Annotated in this window: 16 protein-coding genes and 5 tRNA genes; all 21 read right to left on the reverse strand. The window is 52.1% G+C overall.

The window, feature by feature from the left end; genetic code table 11:
• Positions 1–24: 24 nt before the first annotated feature.
• The gene (locus tag ABK821_RS06860; protein WP_343177893.1) at positions 25–1,746 is read right to left on the reverse strand and encodes a sugar hydrolase; all 1,722 of its coding nucleotides are present in this window, start codon (positions 1,744–1,746) and stop codon (positions 25–27) included.
• A 604-nt stretch (positions 1,747–2,350) separates the two neighbouring features.
• Entirely contained in the window at positions 2,351–2,560 is a 210-nt protein-coding gene (locus ABK821_RS06865) for a PTS transporter subunit EIIB (RefSeq protein WP_142501648.1), read from the reverse strand.
• A 1,083-nt stretch (positions 2,561–3,643) separates the two neighbouring features.
• Positions 3,644–3,719: transfer RNA gene (locus ABK821_RS06870), tRNA-Lys, on the reverse strand.
• 133 nt (positions 3,720–3,852) lie between these two features.
• Positions 3,853–3,928, reverse strand: a tRNA-Lys gene (locus tag ABK821_RS06875).
• Positions 3,929–4,073: 145 nt separating this feature from the next.
• Positions 4,074–4,149, reverse strand: a tRNA-Lys gene (locus ABK821_RS06880).
• A gap of 3 nt (positions 4,150–4,152) precedes the next feature.
• Positions 4,153–4,228 (reverse strand) — tRNA-Val (locus ABK821_RS06885).
• 127 nt (positions 4,229–4,355) lie between these two features.
• Positions 4,356–4,431, reverse strand: a tRNA-Lys gene (locus ABK821_RS06890).
• 163 nt (positions 4,432–4,594) lie between these two features.
• Positions 4,595–5,380: a cell division protein CpoB gene (gene cpoB, locus ABK821_RS06895; RefSeq protein WP_343177894.1), complete on the reverse strand. Its 786-nt coding sequence runs from the start codon at positions 5,378–5,380 to the stop codon at positions 4,595–4,597.
• A 9-nt stretch (positions 5,381–5,389) separates the two neighbouring features.
• A complete protein-coding gene (pal, locus tag ABK821_RS06900; RefSeq protein WP_138360641.1) occupies positions 5,390–5,914 on the reverse strand; it encodes a peptidoglycan-associated lipoprotein Pal in 525 nt (174 codons plus the stop codon).
• 34 nt (positions 5,915–5,948) lie between these two features.
• The gene (gene tolB, locus ABK821_RS06905; RefSeq protein WP_142501649.1) at positions 5,949–7,241 is read right to left on the reverse strand and encodes a Tol-Pal system beta propeller repeat protein TolB; all 1,293 of its coding nucleotides are present in this window, start codon (positions 7,239–7,241) and stop codon (positions 5,949–5,951) included.
• Between the two features lie 129 nt (positions 7,242–7,370).
• Entirely contained in the window at positions 7,371–8,648 is a 1,278-nt protein-coding gene (gene tolA, locus ABK821_RS06910; protein ID WP_308560894.1) for a cell envelope integrity protein TolA, read from the reverse strand.
• 105 nt (positions 8,649–8,753) lie between these two features.
• Positions 8,754–9,182 (reverse strand): colicin uptake protein TolR, encoded by a 429-nt coding sequence (gene tolR, locus ABK821_RS06915; protein ID WP_138360643.1) that lies wholly within the window; start codon positions 9,180–9,182, stop codon positions 8,754–8,756.
• 3 nt (positions 9,183–9,185) lie between these two features.
• Positions 9,186–9,878, reverse strand: coding sequence for a Tol-Pal system protein TolQ (gene tolQ, locus ABK821_RS06920; protein ID WP_138360644.1), 693 nt, complete (start codon positions 9,876–9,878; stop codon positions 9,186–9,188).
• On the reverse strand, positions 9,875–10,279 hold the full coding sequence (gene ybgC / locus ABK821_RS06925) for a tol-pal system-associated acyl-CoA thioesterase (RefSeq protein ID WP_138360645.1): 405 nt from the start codon (positions 10,277–10,279) through the stop codon (positions 9,875–9,877). Before ybgC ends, tolQ begins: the two co-directional genes overlap by 4 nt.
• Positions 10,280–10,428: 149 nt before the next feature.
• On the reverse strand, positions 10,429–10,713 hold the full coding sequence (gene ybgE / locus ABK821_RS06930) for a cyd operon protein YbgE (protein ID WP_138360646.1): 285 nt from the start codon (positions 10,711–10,713) through the stop codon (positions 10,429–10,431).
• Between the two features lie 130 nt (positions 10,714–10,843).
• The gene (gene cydX, locus ABK821_RS06935; protein WP_004100325.1) at positions 10,844–10,957 is read right to left on the reverse strand and encodes a cytochrome bd-I oxidase subunit CydX; all 114 of its coding nucleotides are present in this window, start codon (positions 10,955–10,957) and stop codon (positions 10,844–10,846) included.
• Positions 10,958–10,972: 15 nt separating this feature from the next.
• The gene (gene cydB, locus ABK821_RS06940; protein ID WP_138360647.1) at positions 10,973–12,112 is read right to left on the reverse strand and encodes a cytochrome d ubiquinol oxidase subunit II; all 1,140 of its coding nucleotides are present in this window, start codon (positions 12,110–12,112) and stop codon (positions 10,973–10,975) included.
• A gap of 15 nt (positions 12,113–12,127) precedes the next feature.
• Complete coding sequence (gene cydA, locus ABK821_RS06945; RefSeq protein ID WP_138360740.1) at positions 12,128–13,696, reverse strand: cytochrome ubiquinol oxidase subunit I; 1,569 nt, start codon at positions 13,694–13,696, stop codon at positions 12,128–12,130.
• A 1,534-nt stretch (positions 13,697–15,230) separates the two neighbouring features.
• Positions 15,231–16,103, reverse strand: a complete 873-nt coding sequence (gene sucD, locus ABK821_RS06950; protein WP_343177895.1) for a succinate--CoA ligase subunit alpha — start codon at positions 16,101–16,103, stop codon at positions 15,231–15,233.
• A complete protein-coding gene (gene sucC / locus ABK821_RS06955; RefSeq protein ID WP_138360649.1) occupies positions 16,103–17,269 on the reverse strand; it encodes an ADP-forming succinate--CoA ligase subunit beta in 1,167 nt (388 codons plus the stop codon). The genes sucD and sucC overlap by 1 nt, the downstream gene beginning before the upstream one ends.
• A gap of 126 nt (positions 17,270–17,395) precedes the next feature.
• On the reverse strand, positions 17,396–18,616 hold the full coding sequence (gene odhB, locus ABK821_RS06960) for a 2-oxoglutarate dehydrogenase complex dihydrolipoyllysine-residue succinyltransferase (RefSeq protein ID WP_308560896.1): 1,221 nt from the start codon (positions 18,614–18,616) through the stop codon (positions 17,396–17,398).
• Positions 18,617–18,621: the final 5 nt, after the last annotated feature.

An 18,621-nucleotide genomic window follows, 5' to 3' on the forward strand; every position in this document is an offset into this window, starting at 1 on the left:
TGCGTGAGCGATTTTTTGCAAACGTTATATTTTCTGTGGCGAAAAATGATGGCGAATAAAATAGCTAGGCGTGCAGCTCCAGGCATGACAGAAACTGTTTATTTGTTGTCCACCGTAGGGGGACGCCAGTGGGTTCTCCGGATCGAACGCTTCCCAAAATGTATCTGCTCCAGCTTTGATCATACCTCCCCAGTAACTTTCCACCAGTTGTCGGGCCGCCTGTGGTAACCCGTTCTGTACCAACGCGTCCACCATGTGGTGATAAAGATAGGGGGTCAAAGGCCGAACCGCGCCATCGTGTTTCATCACCTGTTGCAGCGCAACCGCGTTCTGCGATTCAGGCAGCACCTGAGCCAGAGTCAGCCACACATTCGATGCCCAGGAGACCTGCCGCTGTTCACCACTGACAAATAGCTGCTGCTTCTCGTCGTAAAAATGCGTTCTGGCCGCCGCACACATGCGCGTTATAGCAGTCTCTACTACCGCCAGGTCATCCTGCGGCGCAATCGCGCTCCCCAGTTCCAGCAAACGGCGACAACTGTAAATCAGCACGCCCTGCATCGCCGCCTGTCTCTCCAGACCTTTCAACGCCGCCGACTGATCCTTTCCGGCATCCCAGTCGATAAATACAAAACCTTCCTGCTCCGGCGCATGAAACAGCCCGTCCTCCCCCACATGACGCAACAAGAGTTCGATCTGTTTTTTCGCTACCGGCCACAGTTCATCAACGGTCACCCGGTCCTCACTGGCGCGCAGATAACCAAGCAGCACGTCGCCAAACAGAGCCGAGTAGTCCAGCAGTACCACTTCACCGATACGCGGCTGCGGCTTCTCATACACACAGGCGGTGACGTATCCGTCCGCACGCGACATACCCGCAAACAGATAAAGACAACGACGCACGAGCGCCATATTGCGAAAACTGACGTAGTTGGTTAGTGCCTGCAAGCGCAGATCCCCCAACCAAAGTCGACAATCACGGCGTGGACCATCCTCAAATACCGTCTGCATACATTCATGGAGCGTGCGAATGCCGACTCTATCAATCGCGCCCAGTAGTTCGCTGTCATAGTGCGCTGGACGTCCCGTGTCCTGACCTGCCGACGATACCGCCCTCACGGCGACGTCATCCAGCGTAACGCTGAAGTTGTTTGACACAGCCACCACCTCGATACGCACATAGCGGAAAGCATGGCGACGCGCGACATTCACCCTCTGCGGCAGAAAATCTATATTCAGAACCTCGTCCGGTAACCAGGAAGCGCTGACCCAGCCGTTGTAGGGATAAAGTGGTACGGCTACGTCGGTCACCACTTCGCCAAATACCAGCCGTAACCGGGCTGGCGCATCGCACGACACCCCCTGCCAGCCGAGACGGAAACTCAGATAACCTGTGTAATGTTCACCGAAATCGACAATAATCTGTTCACCGGTCCGGAAAGTCTTTCCCGCTAGTTTGTCCGGCGTGTAGAGCGGCGTCATGCGGTAGCCCAGTGGTTGCGCGGCATCTTTCTGCGCCTTCACCGCACCGACGATAGAGTGCACCTCTTCACGCAGTCGGGGTTTGAGCGTTTCCGCGAGTGCAACCCAACGCTGTGGTGACGATTCTGACGGCACGCCCGGCGGCAACCCCGCACCTTTCTCCACCGCGGGTACTCTGCTCACGCCTTTCTCTGCCACAGCTGGCCAGATTTTGACGCTGGCAGCCGCAATGGCCGCCTTGACCAACAATTCTCGTCGATTCATAATTTTTTTATTCCTCTGATACAAGTTTATTCCAGCGCCTTGTTTTTCATTTTTTATTTCAAAAACAGCCCTGACTGAGAGCCTATCCCAGTAGGCGTTATTGGCGCAGACAGTTTGAACACGGCCAGCGCGGAAGAACCGGAGCGTACACGTAGTACGTGAGGATTCTGAGCACTGCCCAGGTTCAAAATAGCAAGCAAAATAGCCCTAATGGGATAGGCTCTTAATCACTTCCGCATAACAATGAATTCTTCTTGTGGCAACGCTTCTGCGCACCGTTGCAGCATAGGGTAATAAAAGTATTACTACTCAAATCTTTGCCAGTGCAATGTCCCAATATAATCGGAAAAAAACACAATAACGTACCGCTGACGGGAAATAGCGCTGCCTGGCTATCACTACTGTCTTTCATCCCGTTATAAAACCGGTGCAATACTAAAAAAACGTTAACACGCCATATGCGGACAGTCTCCCGATTGGGGAGATGACGATACCAGATGCAGTATCAATAAAATCAGAAAGGATAATTCGTTTTCCTTTATACGGGGATTGCACTTCCGGATTATCACTGATTTTATCAACATCGATCGGCACCTGGCATATCTCACCAACCTGATTTCCTGCCAGCACTTGCAATTGCCATCCCGCAAAAAAACATCATTAAATAACGATTTTTATCAAACAATCCCCTATTAACTTTACCGTAATTTTTCAATGTAAAGCGTAGCCATGCCGCACAATGCGCGACACTGCAGACATTATCACGGCCACCTATGCCAGCAGGGTTCTCACTGGCTAATGTTTTATATTTCATGGTCGGTCCTTAATATCAGGCCACTCTTCGCGGAAATCCAGTCGTGAATACTCAGCATAGTTTTAGGGACAAAAAAACAAACCACTTTTCTACGGCGACAGCCATATACACAAGTGGTTTGGGTTTTGCCCGTATGCATAATGCTTAAATACGGTAACAATCCGATTTTTATTACGCCAGAATACAGCGCTGCTATTTACTGACAGGTTCTGTTCAGCACATTACGAATATCTGCCCTTGCTTGCGGCATTTGATGCCTGAGTTGCAATGCTCGATCAAAAAAACATAGATGCTACTCAGGCGTTTTCTTGAGCAGCGATTTTTTGCCTGGCTGGTTATCTTACCCACAGCAGCCACGGCTGCGAATGGGATACCATCTACAACCTTTCTGAGCAGTGAAGATCTGTACCTTCGGCTCTTATTGATGACTGTCTCAACAATATTGTTCAATTTTCTGGCTATCTTCATTTTCTGGGCCCTGAAAACAAAAAAACCAGATGTCCGCTGACATCAGCGAACATCTGGTTTTGCCTGCGGTAACGCAGTAACAATCCAACGGAGATCAGCATACACATCAATAGCACTACCTCAATATAAACGATATTAAAACGTGATAGAGATCGAGATATGTATGCAATATTTCAATCTAAACAGGCAGGGGAATCCCAGGATTTGCAGAAATGGATAAAGAGGACAATCGCCAGAACATTCCTGAGTTGGTGAGATCCCCGGTTGAGCGTGGGTAACCCGGGGCGGTAATAATAGCGCCTCTGACCGGGCAAGAGAGCGCGCGAGGGTGAATCAGGCAGGCAAACCAGGATGTTTATAGTGAAAGCGATAAACCTGTCTTACCGTTGATTCTGATGAGCCATGTCTGGCCCTGTTAGTCGGGCAATGAATGATATTTGTCGGCAGGGTTACCGTCCTGAACTTCTGAGGATGACTCGCTTCGCTCGCCCTTCGGGCAACGCAACGCGTTGTGCAAATTTGTTCCCGACTATTTTGTCAGCCCGAATCTGCCGCAGGTTCGAATCTTATACATCGCAGATAGCAAAAAAGCGCCTTTAGGGCGCCTTTTTACATTGGTGGGTCGTGCAGGATTCGAACCTGCGACCAATTGATTAAAAGTCAACTGCTCTACCAACTGAGCTAACGACCCCTTGCGGGATTTTACTGCTTTAATCATTCAGGATGGTGGGTCGTGCAGGATGACTCGGCTTCGCCTCGCCCTTCGGGCCGCTGCTGACGCAACGTTATCCTTCACGTTCTCTACCAGTAACCACCTTTAAAACTGGTGGGTCGTGCAGGATTCGAACCTGCGACCAATTGATTAAAAGTCAACTGCTCTACCAACTGAGCTAACGACCCATATGGGTGTTACCTGAAAGATTTTACTTGCTACCAATCTAACCCTGGCTGTGGTGCAGGATGACCCGGCTTCGCCTTGCCTTTCGTGCCGTTACTCGCGCAACGTTATTCTTTACGCTTTACTTTCGCGTTCCACCAGAATAATTGGTGGGTCGTGCAGGATTCGAACCTGCGACCAATTGATTAAAAGTCAACTGCTCTACCAACTGAGCTAACGACCCGAGTGGTGGGTGATGACGGGATCGAACCGCCGACCCCCTCCTTGTAAGGGAGGTGCTCTCCCAGCTGAGCTAATCACCCGATACTGCGCTGGATACATCTTTTAGTGGTGAGTCGTGCAGGATGACTCGGCTTCGCCTCGCCCTACGGGCTGTTGCTGACGCAACATTATCCTTTACGTTTTACTCTCGCGTTCCACCAGAACGATTGGTGGGTCGTGCAGGATTCGAACCTGCGACCAATTGATTAAAAGTCAACTGCTCTACCAACTGAGCTAACGACCCACTCTTTTCTGTCGCCTGGGGCTTGTTTGATATCCCCTGGCAACGGCGGCATATATTACTGATTTCAGAATTCAGCGCAACAAGAATTTAGAGAAAGATCACTTAACTGCTTAGGATTCATGCGACAAGACCAGAAATAACGCGATTTCTGGTCATGGCATAATCATCCCAGGGCGTTAAGGCGTTTTTGCGCTTGTTTCGCGCCATCGGTGCCAGGATATTTACTGATCACTTGCTGATAAACCGCCTTCGCTTTTGCAGTATCACCTTTGTCCTGCATAATTACCCCAACTTTAAACATCGCATCGGGTGCCTTCGGGGATTTCGGGTATTTTTTGACCACAGAAGCAAAATAGTACGCCGCGTCATCTTTTTTCCCCTGGTTATAATTCAGCTGACCAAGCCAGTAGTTGGCATTTGGTTGATAAGTTGAATCAGGGTACTTCTTAATGAAATTCTGAAACGCTGCCATCGCATCGTTCTGGCGGGAAGAATCCCTCACCAGGGCGATAGCCGCATTGTAATCGGTATTTGCATCTCCCGTCTGCACCGGAACGCCTGAGGAGGCCGCAGGCGCAGTCTGAGGGGCTGCCGCGCCCTGCGCCGCTGCTGAGGGCTGTCCCCCCGCAGTTGCACCACCGCTACTCAGTCCGTCAATCTGTTGCAGGATCTGCTTCTGGCGCTCAACAACCTGATTCAGTTGATATTGATTTTCCTGAATTTGACCGCGCAGGGAGTCGATATCGGACTGGTTATCAGAAAGCTGTTGCTGGAGTTGGGTTAAAAGCTGGCTGTGAGCATTAGAAATACGCTCAAGTTGAGTGACGCGGTCTTCGACCGAGCCTGAGCCGACACTACTGATTGGCGCCTGAGCAAAAGCGGCCCAGGGGGCCGCTATGCCAACCAGTAACGACAGACTCAACAGATGATGTCTGAAGTTACTGCTCATGCAATTCTCTTAGTAAACCAGTACGGCGCGACGGTTTTTGGCGTAAGCCGCTTCGTCATGACCCAGTACTGCAGGTTTTTCTTTACCGTAAGAAACGATGGACATCTGGTCAGCAGAGACACCTTTGCCCTGCAGATACATCTTAACGGCGTTAGCACGACGCTCACCCAGAGCGATGTTGTATTCCGGCGTACCACGTTCATCCGCGTGACCTTCAATAGTCACTTTATAGGATGGGTTGCTACGCAGGAAATTAGCATGCGCGTCCAGCATTGCAGCGAAGTCAGAACGGATATCGTATTTATCCAGATCGAAGTAAACGATATTGTTCTGCTGCAGTTGCTGCATCTGCAGACGAGCCTGCTCTTCGGAAGACATGTTGCCGCCGTTAGCGTTACCGTCCATACCAGTGCCGGCACCCAGCATGCCTTCACCGCTCTGGTCGTTGCTGGCGTTCTTATGAGAAGAACATGCCGCGATTGCCATAACCGGCAGAGCGATCAACAGCCCTTTCAGCACTTTGTTCAGTTGCATTTATTTGATTCCTTTAGTAATCAATTATTTATTATCACAGATACGGCGACCAGGCAGGTGATTTAACCTGTCCATCAGTTGCCGGAAGACGCGCCTTGAAACGCCCATCTGTAGAAACCAGATTCAGCACGGAACCCATCCCCTGAGAAGAGCTGTAGATTACCATAGTGCCGTTAGGTGCCAGACTTGGCGTTTCATCCAAAAACGTTGATGTGAGAACCTGCACAGCACCCGTTTCCAGATCTTGTTTAGCAATGTGCTGCTGACCATTGGCCGAGCTTACCATTACCATCGTTTTACCATCAGCGCTCACGTCCGCATCCTGGTTTTGCGACCCTTCCCAGGTAATGCGCTGCGGCGTGCCGCCATTAATATTGACTTTATACACCTGCGGACGACCGGCCTGGTCGGAAGTAAAGGCCAGGTTCTGGCTATCCGGGAACCAGCTTGGCTCGGTGTTATTACTGCGACCATCGGTCACCTGACGAATCTGACCCGAAGCAAGATCCATCACGTACAGGTTCAGGCTACCCGTTTTCGACAGGGCGAAAGCCAGTTTGCTGCCGTCCGGGGAGAACGCGGGCGCGCCGTTATGACGCGGGAACGACGCAACCTGACGAACTGAGCCGTTAGCCAGCGTCTGAATTACCAGCGCCGAACGACCGCTTTCGAAGGTAACGTAAGCCAGTTTGGAGCCATCCGGAGACCAGGCCGGAGACATCAGCGGCTGGCTTGAACGCTTGACAAGAAACTGGTTGTAGCCATCGTAATCGGATACGCGCAGCTCATACGGGAACTGGCCGCCGTTGGTCTGCACAACGTATGCGATACGGGTACGGAAGGCGCCCTTAATGCCGGTCAGCTTCTCAAATACCGCATCGCTGGCAGCATGCGCCGCATAGCGCAGATACTGTTTAGTCACTTTAAATGTGTTCTGCGCCAGCACGGTACCCGGCGCGCCGCCGGTATCAACCAGCTGATATGCCACGTTGTAAGAACCGTCCGGGTTTTGCGTCACCTGGCCGACAACCACGGCGTCAATACCCAGCGCAGACCATGCCGCAGGCTGCACTTCCTGAGCGCTACCCGGCTGCTGAGGCAGGCGAGAGCGATCCAGCGGGTTAAACTTGCCGCTATTGCGCAGGTCAGCCGCCACGATCCCCCCCACATCCGCCGGCGCGGCACCCTGCCCCGCCCACTGGAACGGCACAACGCCGATCGGGCGCGCCGAGTCAACCCCCTGGGTTATCTCGATACGGACTTCTGCGTGCAACACCGCCGCCCACAGCATTAAAAAACCAAATGCTACTCGTAATGCCTGCTTCATCATATCTCCCTTATCCGGGCTGAAAACCCATGATAATTTAGCAGAATGTTAACAAACTCAAATACACAAAACTACCAAAACCCCGTGACGACAGAGATTGGTTTTTCCCCGCCGAAGCGGGGAAGATCACTACAATTTAAAGTCCAGTGTCGCATTTTTTATTTTTTCATAAACAGCCTGACTTGGCGGTTTAGGAATAGTCGCAGTTCTCGCGGCGGTCAACGCAGCCTGGCAAAGCGAAGGATCGCCGCCCTCAGACGTTATGTCCTTTAAAGTGCCGTCGGGTGCAAGGTTTATATGCAATACGCACCGTTTGCCCTGATACAGACTTGCATCATACAGACGACGCTGAATCGCAACCTGAATTTGCCTGGCATAGGCACTTATGTCAGCCCCGTTATCACCGCCGTTTGCGCCAGAAGTTCCTGAATCTTTGGAAGGCAGCCCCTTCCCTTTAGCGCCCCCGCCCGATTTCGGCGCATTCTTACCGGAGCTCAGGTCGCCAAGGAGATCGTCAACGCCAGTGGCTTCTTTCGCCGCAGCGGCTTTCTTCGCGGCGGCGGCTTTAGCTGCAGCGGCTTTAGCCGCTTTCTCAGCAGCGGCCTTCTCTGCCGCAGCCGCTTTAGCAGCGGCGGCTTTCTCAGCGGCGGCTTTTTCGGCGGCAGCTTTCTGCGCGGCGGCTTTTTCTGCTGCCGCTTTTTCTGCTGCGGCCTGTTTAGCCGCTTCCTGTTGAGCTTTTTTCTCTGCCTGTTGCTGCGCTTTCTTCTCGGCTTCCTGCTGAGCTTTCTTCGCCGCCTCAGCTTCGGCTTTCTTCTGCGCATCCGCAGCCGCTTTCGCCGCTTCCGCTTCGGCCTGTTTCTTCGCATCAGCCGCGGCTTTGGCCGCCGCGGCCGCTGCTGCTTTCGCCTGGGCTTCCGCCTTCGCTTTCGCATCCGCTGCGGCTTTGGCGGCGGCTTCCTGCGCCGCTTTCGCCTGCGCGTCCGCTTTCGCCTTCGCTTCAGCGGCAGCTTTGGCCGCCGCTTCTTCGGCCTGCTTCTGCTGTTCTTTCGCTTCTTTAGCCGCTTCCTGCGCCTGCAGACGTTCTTGTTCCAGCTGTTTTAGCCGCTCCTGCTCGGCTGCCTGCTTTTCACGTAACTCTTCCGCCTGCTGTTGAGCCTGCTTTTCACGCTGTTCAGCGGCGCGGCGGGCGCTGGCCTGCTGCTGCTGCTCGCGGTTGTAGTTATCCACGACCGCGCCCGGATCAACCATTACCGCGTCAATAGAAGAACCACCGCCGCCGCCGGCTGATGTATCCAGATGCTCGTCAAACGAACTCCAGATCAGTAACGCTATCAATACGATATGCAGCGCGACTGAAACGATGATCGCTCGTTTAAGCTTGTCGTTTTGTTCGGTTGCCTTTGACACTATCGGTTCCCAAAAACTGTTCGCCTGTTCCCGTTATACTATGCCGACCACGAAACGGTTTCGTCCCATAGTCAACATTCTGGCGGGCGTGTATATCCCGAGCGATTAGATCGGCTTAGTCATCAAGCCAACCGATTTAACCCCTGCGCTGTGCAACAGGTTAAGCGCTTTAATAATCTCATCGTAGGGCACCTCTTTGGCGCCACCAATCAGGAACACCGTTTTTTCATTCGCCTCAAGTCGGCGCCTGGCTTCGGCAATCACCTGTTCCGGCGGCAGTTGCGACAGCGTCTCAGCGCCCACTTTCACGCTATACTGCCCAACACCGGAAACTTCAACGATCACTGGCGGATCGTCGTTGCTTTTCACCGTTTGCGATTCCGTTGCGTCCGGCAGGTCGACCTCTACGCTCTGCGTAATGATCGGCGCAGTCGCCATAAAGATCAGCAACAGCACCAACAGAACATCCAGCAGCGGAACGATATTGATCTCGGACTTCAGTTCGCGACGCCCGCGTCCACGTGCTCTGGCCATGGCTTACCCCTTATTGCTTTCGCTGCTGGTAAACGCCTGACGGTGCAGAATGGCGGTGAACTCTTCCATAAAGTTGTCGTAGTTGAGTTCAATTTTGTTCACACGCTGATTCAGGCGGTTATAGGCCATCACCGCCGGAATTGCGGCAAAAAGACCAATTGCCGTGGCGATGAGCGCTTCAGCGATCCCCGGCGCAACCATTTGCAGCGTCGCTTGTTTTACCGCACCCAGCGCGATAAAGGCATGCATGATCCCCCACACGGTGCCAAACAGCCCGATATAAGGGCTGATCGACCCCACCGTGCCGAGGAACGGAATATGCGTCTCCAGGCTTTCCAGTTCGCGATTCATTGAAATACGCATGGCACGCGAGGCGCCTTCAACAATCGCTTCCGGCGCATGGCTGTTCGCACGATGCAGGCGAACAAATTCTTTGAAACCGCTATAGAAGATTTGTTCCGACCCCGTCAAATTATCACGACGTCCCTGGCTCTCCTGATACAGACGAGAAAGTTCAATACCGGACCAGAACTTATCTTCAAATGCCTCCGCTTCACGCGACGCTGAATTGAGAATACGCGTTCTCTGAATAATGATGGCCCAGGAAGCGATAGAAAAACCAATCAAAATCAACATGATAAGTTTAACCAGAAGGCTCGCCTTCAGGAACAAATCAAGGATATTCATGTCAGTCACTGCTTAAACTCCGCGACAATAGACTTGGGAAGCGCACGAGGCTTCATTAAGAGTGGATCAACGCACACGATAAGAACCTCTGCTTCATTCAAAACGACATTCTCGGCGTTGACGATTCGCTGCGTGAATACCAGACAAGCGCCTCGCATTGAGGTGATCTCCGTCTGGATTTCAAGCATGTCGTCGAGTCTGGCGGGCGCAAAATATTCCACAGTCATTTTGCGAACCACAAAGGCAACTCGTTCAGCCAGCAAAACCTGTTGGCTGAAGTGATGGTGGCGCAGCATCTCTGTGCGTGCTCTTTCATAAAAAGCGACATAGCTGGCGTGGTAAACCACACCACCGGCATCGGTGTCTTCGTAATAGACCCGAACCGGCCATCGAAACAGCGTTGTATTCACTTTACATCCCGGTAATGCAACAAAAGGTTAGTGCTTTCAAACTTCGCTACTATACGCGCGGCAATCGTGGTTTGGAATGGGGGAAAGTAAACGACGAGTAAATTTTTATGGGCTTATGCAAGCCCATACAGTTACCAGAAACTTCTTATTCAAAAGAAGAAAAAGAACAGGCCCAAAACGAGCACAATATCAGCGATAAGTGGACAAAAAATTCCCTGCCAGTGAATGGTTCGCGGGCGAAAACCCACGCCGTGGATCACACCCGCGCAAACGGCCCACATCAGCAGGAAACCGTGCCAGATCTCCAGCTCGCTGGTTTTTGCCGCAAAACGCGACGGGTCCCAGAAGATGCAGCCCGCTAACAGCAGCGCCATCAATAAGGAAAGCGCCCTTAACGGGCGCTTGTCCATTATCGCATACATATACTTTATCATTCACGACGCCTCTTTGTTGGCTACGTCTGCTTACCCCAGTCACTTACTTGTGTAAGCTCCTGGGGATTCACAGACTTGCCGCCTCGATGCAACCCGAATGATTTCGTATATCGCATCACGATAATACTCATCAGTGTTCTTCTTTACCTGCTTTGGTGGCTTCCACGTGCTCAAGCGCCAGCGCGGTAATCACCCCAAAAGCACAGGCAAGAAGCGTTCCCAAAATCCATGCGAAATACCACATATATAGCTCCTTACCTTAGTACAGCGAATGGGTGTTCTTTTCGATGTCGTCACGCGTGATGCGGCCAAACATTTTCCAGTAACACCAGGTGGTGTAGGCCAGAATAATTGGCACGAAGACAATCGCCACGTATGTCATCAGGTTCAGCGTTCTCTGGCTGGAGGTCGCGTCCCACATGGTCAGGCTCGCGTTCAATTCCGTGCTGGACGGCATGATGAACGGGAACATCGCGATACCGGCAGTCAGAATAATGCAGGCCAGCGTCAATGAAGAGAACAGAAACGCCAGCGCGCCTTTATCTGCCTTAGTGCTAAGGGCAGTCAACAGCGGAAGCACCACGCCCAGAGCCGGAATAATCCACAGCGCAGGTATACGGTTAAAGTTCACCATCCAGGCACCCGCCTCCCGTGTGACCTCTTTGGTCAACGGGTTAGATGGGCCAGTGTGGTCCAGTACGGACTTCACCACATAACCGTCAATGCCATAGTAGACCCACACGCCCGCCAGCACGAAGCAGACCAGGGTGACCAGCGCCGCAACCGTTGAGACGGTGCGAGTACGCAGGTGCAGTTCGCCAACGGTACGCATTTGCAGGTAGGTCGCCCCTTGAGTCAGGATCATCGCCACGCTGACAATCCCAGCCAGCAGACCAAACGGGTTGAGCAACTGGAAGAAATTACCGGTGTAATACAGACGCAGGTATTCGTCGATGTGGAACGGTACGCCCTGCAGCAGGTTGCCGAAAGCCACGCCAATCACCAGTGGCGGGACAAAGCTGCCGACAAAGATGCCCCAGTCCCACATATTACGCCAGCGGGTGTCTTCAATCTTCGAGCGATAGTCAAAACCCACCGGACGGAAGAATAAAGACGCCAGCACGAGGATCATCGCCACATAGAAACCGGAAAACGCAGCGGCGTAGACCATCGGCCAGGCGGCGAACAGCGCGCCACCGGCAGTGATCAGCCACACCTGGTTACCGTCCCAGTGCGGGGCGATGGAGTTAATCATAATTCGACGCTCGGTGTCATTACGACCCAGAAAGCGGGTGAGCATGCCCACCCCCATGTCGAAGCCATCGGCGACAGCAAAACCGATTAGCAAAATGCCGATCAGCAGCCACCAGATAAAACGCAATACTTCATAATCGATCATTTGACGACTCCTGTCTTAGCGTGCCGACTGAATAGCCGCGGAGGACTGTTCAAAGTGATAGCGACCGGTTTTCAGGCTGCTTGGTCCTTTACGGGCGAACTTGAACATCAGGAAAAGCTCAGCCACCAGGAACAGGGTATACAGACCGCAGATCAGTACCATGGAGAAGATCAGGTCACCCGCCGTCAGTGACGAATTGGCGACCGCCGTCGGTAATACCTCACCGATAGCCCACGGCTGGCGGCCATATTCAGCAACAAACCATCCTGCTTCAACGGCAATCCATGGCAGTGGCAAAGCGTAGAACGCAGCACGTAACAGCCATTTTTTCTCGCCAATGCGGTTACGAATCACGGTCCAGAAGGACGCGCCGATAATCAACAGCATAAGCACGCCGCACGCCACCATAATACGGAAAGCAAAGTACAGCGGCGCGACGCGAGGAATCGAATCTTTGGTCGCCTGCGCGATCTGCGCTTCCGTAGCTTGAGGAATATTGTCGGTATAGCGTTTCAGCAGCAGACCATAACCGAGGTCTTTTTTCACGTTGTTAAATTCATCGCGAACGGCTGGATCGGTAGACCCCGCACGCAGTTGTTCCAGCAGCGAGTAGGCTTTCATCCCGTTACGGATACGCTGTTGGTGCTGCGCCATCAGATCTTTCAGGCCAGTCACCTGCTTATCCACGGAGCGGGTCGCGATAATACCCAACGCATAAGGGATCTGAATCGAAAAGTGGTTCTCTTGTGCATCCTGATCGGGAATACCAAACAGAGTAAAGGACGCCGGAGCCGGCTGAGTATCCCATTCCGCTTCGATTGCCGCCAGTTTGGTTTTCTGCACATCACCCATTTCATAACCGGATTCATCACCGAGGACGATAACAGAGAGAACTGCCGCCATACCAAAGCTGGCTGCGATGGCGAAGGAACGCTTCGCAAAGGCGAAATCACGGCCTTTGAGCATATACCAGGCACTGATGCCAAGGATGAACATCGCGCCGGTCACATAGCCAGATGCCACGGTGTGAACGAATTTCACCTGAGCCACCGGGTTCAGCACCAGCTCGGAGAAGCTGACCATCTCCATACGCATGGTTTCAAAGTTGAAATCCGACGCGATAGGATTCTGCATCCAGCCGTTAGCGACGAGGATCCACAACGCCGACAGGTTCGACCCCAGCGCCACCAGCCAGGTAACAGCCATGTGCTGAACTTTGCCAAGACGATCCCAACCGAAGAAGAACAGACCGACAAAGGTAGATTCGAGGAAGAAAGCCATCAGACCTTCAATGGCCAGCGGCGCACCGAAGATATCACCGACGTAGTGAGAGTAGTAAGACCAGTTAGTCCCGAACTGGAACTCCATGGTCAGACCGGTTGCCACACCCAGGGCGAAGTTGATACCAAACAACTTGCCCCAGAATTTGGTCATATCTTTATAAATCTGTTTGCCGGAAAGGACGTAAACCGTTTCCATGATGGCCAGCAGGAACGCCATACCCAGCGTCAGCGGCACAAAAAGGAAGTGGTACATCGCGGTCAAGGCAAACTGTAAGCGCGACAGTTCGACTATATCTAACATCATGACTCCTTGCTCATCGCATGAAGACTCCGAGAGTGAACCCCGTTAGAAAGGGTCACACGCATGCCCCAATACAAATGTATTTGCTTCTTTTCTTCACACCCTCTTCTTAGTCAAGAAAACGGCAGTGCTGGAAAGTTACAAACATGTTAACAAAACACCCAAATTGATCCCGTGATTATATTACGCTGCAAAACCCTTACAATAAATAGGTTTTTATTGTGATAAATTTGCAATTTTCGACAGCGATCAATTTATAGCGAAAACACCCTGATTTGGTCAATTTGATCCGCAACAATTTAACTCCATTTCGCATTTATTTCCAAGCTTTAAACATTGATATAAATCAATTTTCACTTTAAATGTTAATTATGTTTACCATGTGAGTCATAGGTAGCACGCTGGTTAACAATATGTTTTTCAAGAGTGTCGTCAGTTACTAAAAATGATAGTCCATCTATTCAATTTCGGAGCGGAATTTAATGGCAGAAAGGGCGGTGAGTTAAATCAGCCATAAACGTAAAAGACTATATAGTTCACAGATTTTTTTTATCAAGTTAACACCATATATTTTTTTGTTTGTATTATTTATCATTGCATTCACTTTAAGTTAACACAGCTAAGTAACTATCTCATTATCAAGTAAATGCGCTGCATGACCGCCTTTCTTGCCCCGGTGCCGCGCAACGTTCTGCCTCTGGCCTGCGTTCAGCAAAGCCCTTTTTCCTCATCTGTCGCGATTTGCCCTCCCCCTCCAGGTCACATTGTATTCAGCGCTTATCACCTGAGTAATGGAAGGCGTAGAACAAAAATGGTTTACGATAAATCACTGATGATCCAAATACGCCACAGTCAACGTATCAACAGCTTAAAGTCTACAGGAAGTTATCAGGAGAAAAAATGATACAGACGATAGTCTATTTATCGCTCGCACTGACCGATAAATACCAATAAGAAACATAACCATATGATATATAATGATTTTAATACTATACAAGCGAACAATCACACGCAGAAAAATAGACTAAAAGAGAAAACTGTTCACTACAATCATGCATGTCAATTAACGGGTCACAATCATCAGCCCAAAATATTCGCCTCTATTTAATCTCATCAACGCGCTAAATAATTATAGGGAGAGATAATCAATCCAGGATATTGTCTGAGTAGGCTACGGTAAACCATAAATTTCCGAACGTGCTGTTATTATCCATAATTTTGCGTAATTAATCTGGCAGGATAAATATATCCCCTAAAGAATTCGTGTTGCATGACAAAACGGTTAACCGTGTTGAACTGCGCTGGCTACGAAGGAGTGAGGTCGCAGGCCTAATCACGCGGCAAAGCAACGGTCCGCATCAATGAGATGAGTCACAGCCCGGCCGACGCACATGCAGCCTGACGTAGAGCAAAAAGCGTGGAGTTTAGTGGTAACTAAATGAATTAAAAACAAAAAAGGCCATCATCAGATGGCCAACCATGTCGAAACTGAACCAGCCCTTGACCATGCAGACAATCAGGGCTGTTTTTTTACTTATGACTTAATGACAGTTTTCAGCGCTTCGCCGATATCCGCCAGGCTACGGACGGTTTTCACGCCTGCAGCTTCCAGCGCGGCGAATTTCTCATCCGCCGTCCCTTTACCACCCGCGATAATCGCGCCTGCGTGACCCATACGCTTGCCTTTCGGCGCGGTAACGCCCGCGATGTAACCAACAACCGGTTTGGTTACGTGATCTTTGATGTAGGCCGCCGCCTCTTCTTCCGCGCTACCGCCGATCTCACCGATCATCACGATCGCTTCAGTCTGCGGATCTTCCTCGAACAGTTTCAGGATATCGATAAAGTTAGAGCCCGGAATCGGGTCGCCGCCGATGCCCACACAGGTGGACTGGCCAAAACCGTAGTCAGTGGTCTGCTTAACCGCTTCATAGGTCAGCGTACCGGAACGGGACACGATACCCACTTTGCCCGGCTGGTGGATGTGGCCCGGCATGATGCCGATTTTGCACTCGCCTGGGGTGATCACGCCCGGGCAGTTCGGCCCGATCATGCGCACGCCCGCTTCGTCAAGCTTCACTTTCACCGTCAGCATATCCAGCGTCGGGATACCTTCGGTGATGGTGATAATCAGTTTGATGCCTGCGTCGACAGCTTCCAGAATGGAGTCTTTGCAGAACGGCGCCGGAACGTAGATAACCGTTGCGGTGGCGCCAGTGGCCTCTACCGCTTCACGCACGGTATTGAACACCGGCAGACCCAGATGCGTGGTGCCGCCTTTGCCTGGCGTGACGCCGCCCACTATCTGCGTACCATAAGCAATCGCCTGTTCGGAGTGGAAAGTCCCCTGGCTACCGGTAAAGCCCTGGCAGATAACCTTGGTGTTTTTATCGATTAAAACAGACATTATTTCCCCTCCACTGCGGCAACAACCTGCTGAGCTGCATCCGTCAGACTTTTCGCTGCAATAATATTCAGGCCGCTGTCAGCCAATTTTTTCGCGCCCAGTTCGGCGTTGTTGCCTTCCAGACGGACAACCACCGGTACGTTAACGCCCACTTCAGCAACCGCGCCGATGATACCGTCAGCAATCAGATCGCAACGAACAATACCGCCGAAGATGTTAACCAGAACCGCTTTCACGTTGTCATCGGAGAGGATGATTTTGAACGCTTCGGTCACGCGCTCTTTGGTCGCGCCGCCGCCTACGTCGAGGAAGTTAGCCGGTTCGCCGCCGTGCAGCTTAACGATGTCCATCGTGCCCATCGCCAGACCGGCTCCGTTAACCATGCAGCCGATGTTGCCGTCCAGCGCAACATAGTTCAGTTCCCACTGCGCCGCCTGGGCTTCACGCGGGTCTTCCTGAGACTGGTCGCGCATTTCGCGCAGATCCGGCTGGCGGAACAGCGCGTTGCCGTCAGCGCCCAGTTTGCCGTCGAGACAGATCAGATCGCCCTGTTTAGTGATCACCAGCGGGTTGATTTCGATCAGCGCCAGATCGCGCTCAAGGAAAATGGTCGCCAGACCCATAAAGATCTTCGTAAATTGCTGAACCTGCTTGCCTTCCAGACCCAGTTTGAACGCCAGCTCGCGCCCCTGATACGGCATCGGACCCGCCAGCGGATCGAGGGCGATTTTGTGGATCAGGTGCGGGGTCTCTTCCGCCACTTTTTCGATCTCCACGCCGCCTTCGGTGGAAGCCATAAAGACCACCCGACGGGAGCTACGGTCAACAACCGCGCCCAGGTACAGCTCTTTATCAATATCGGTCGCCGCTTCAACCAGAATCTGGTTAACCGGCTGGCCGTTGGCGTCTGTCTGGTAGGTCACCAGACGTTTGCCCAGCCAGTGCTCCGCGAACGCGCGAATCTCTTCTTTACTGTTAACAACCTTCACACCGCCCGCTTTGCCGCGGCCACCTGCGTGAACCTGACATTTAACTACCCACGGGCCCGCGCCGATTTTTGAAGCGGCTTCTTCTGCTTCACGCGGAGTAGCACAGGCATAACCCACCGGCGCCGGTAAGCCATAGCGGGCAAAAAGTTGTTTTGCCTGATATTCATGTAAGTTCATGTGTTCTGTCCATCCTTCAGGGAATAATTATCTTTAAACCTGTAGGCCTGATAAGACGCGCCAGCGTCGCCATCAGGCATCTCATCAACGCCTTATCTGGCCTATGGTAGGTAATACTCTTGCTGACTAAACGTCCAGCAACAGACGCGTCGGATCTTCCAGCAGCTCTTTAATCGCCACCAGGAAACCGACCGATTCGCGTCCGTCGATCAGACGGTGATCATAGGAGAGCGCCAGATACATCATTGGCAGAATTTCTACTTTGCCATTCACCGCCATCGGACGGTCTTTAATGGCATGCATACCCAGAATCGCGCTCTGCGGTGGGTTAATGATTGGCGTGGACATCAGAGAACCAAAAACGCCGCCGTTAGTAATGGTGAAGTTACCGCCGGTCAGGTCATCCACGGTCAGCTTGCCGTCACGCCCTTTCACTGCCAGCTCTTTAATTTTCTTCTCAATATCCGCCATACCCAGCAGATCCACATCACGCAGAACCGGGGTAACCAGGCCGCGCGGCGTGGAAACCGCCATGCTGACATCGAAGTAGTTGTGATACACCACGTCGTCGCCATCAATGGAGGCGTTCACTTCCGGGTAGCGTTTCAGCGCTTCAACCACCGCTTTCACGTAGAAGGACATAAAGCCCAGACGGATACCGTGCCGTTTTTCAAACGCTTCACCATACTGCTTGCGCAGATCCATAATCGGCTTCATGTTGACTTCGTTGAACGTCGTCAGCATCGCGGTGGAGTTTTTCGCTTCCAGCAGACGTTCGGCTACGCGCTTGCGCAGACGGGTCATCGGCACGCGTTTTTCAGAACGGTTACCCAGCTGTGCAGCCGGAGCCGCCGCTTCTGGCGCTTTCGCTTCTTCTTTTTTCGCTGGCACGCTCGCCAGATATTTTTCAATATCTTCACGGGTGAGACGGCCACCCACGCCGGTACCTTGAATTACCGACGCGTCAAGGCTATGTTCCGCCAGCAGACGACGAATCGCCGGACTCAGCGCATCGTTGTTTTGTTCTTCCAGAGAGGCCTGCTGACGCTGGGCCGGCGTTGATTCTTTGGTATCGGCCTTCGCGTCGGACTCTTTGCCCGCGCTGTTACCTTCGCGCAGGCGCCCCAGAATCTGACGAGAGAGCACGGTGGCGCCTTCATCTTCAATAACTGCATCCAGAATGCCATCCGCTGAAGCCGGTACTTCCAGTACCACTTTGTCAGTTTCGATTTCTACCAGCACTTCGTCACGAACAACCGCATCGCCCGGTTTTTTATGCCAGGTTGCAACCGTTGCATCAGCTACGGACTCAGGCAGGTCGGGAACCAGAATATCTACGCTACTCATTATGT

Origin of the sequence: Klebsiella sp. KE9456, assembly GCF_043832615.1 — a bacterium.
GTDB classification, from domain to species: Bacteria; Pseudomonadota; Gammaproteobacteria; order Enterobacterales; family Enterobacteriaceae; genus Klebsiella; species Klebsiella indica.

Excerpts from the sequence above, each read along its gene's own strand:
- odhB (WP_308560896.1), bottom strand. The coding sequence starts at position 18,616 with ATGAGTAGCGTAGATATTCTGGTTCCCGACCTGCCTGAGTCCGTAGCT.
- tolB (WP_142501649.1), bottom strand. The coding sequence starts at position 7,241 with ATGAAGCAGGCATTACGAGTAGCATTTGGTTTTTTAATGCTGTGGGCG.
- cydX (WP_004100325.1), bottom strand. The coding sequence starts at position 10,957 with ATGTGGTATTTCGCATGGATTTTGGGAACGCTTCTTGCCTGTGCTTTT.
- cydB (WP_138360647.1), bottom strand. The coding sequence starts at position 12,112 with ATGATCGATTATGAAGTATTGCGTTTTATCTGGTGGCTGCTGATCGGC.
- sucC (WP_138360649.1), bottom strand. The coding sequence starts at position 17,269 with ATGAACTTACATGAATATCAGGCAAAACAACTTTTTGCCCGCTATGGC.
- pal (WP_138360641.1), bottom strand. The coding sequence starts at position 5,914 with ATGCAACTGAACAAAGTGCTGAAAGGGCTGTTGATCGCTCTGCCGGTT.
- ABK821_RS06865 (WP_142501648.1), bottom strand. The coding sequence starts at position 2,560 with ATGAAATATAAAACATTAGCCAGTGAGAACCCTGCTGGCATAGGTGGC.
- tolR (WP_138360643.1), bottom strand. The coding sequence starts at position 9,182 with ATGGCCAGAGCACGTGGACGCGGGCGTCGCGAACTGAAGTCCGAGATC.
- cydA (WP_138360740.1), bottom strand. The coding sequence starts at position 13,696 with ATGTTAGATATAGTCGAACTGTCGCGCTTACAGTTTGCCTTGACCGCG.
- sucD (WP_343177895.1), bottom strand. The coding sequence starts at position 16,103 with ATGTCTGTTTTAATCGATAAAAACACCAAGGTTATCTGCCAGGGCTTT.
- cpoB (WP_343177894.1), bottom strand. The coding sequence starts at position 5,380 with ATGAGCAGTAACTTCAGACATCATCTGTTGAGTCTGTCGTTACTGGTT.
- ybgE (WP_138360646.1), bottom strand. The coding sequence starts at position 10,713 with ATGATAAAGTATATGTATGCGATAATGGACAAGCGCCCGTTAAGGGCG.
- ABK821_RS06860 (WP_343177893.1), bottom strand. The coding sequence starts at position 1,746 with ATGAATCGACGAGAATTGTTGGTCAAGGCGGCCATTGCGGCTGCCAGC.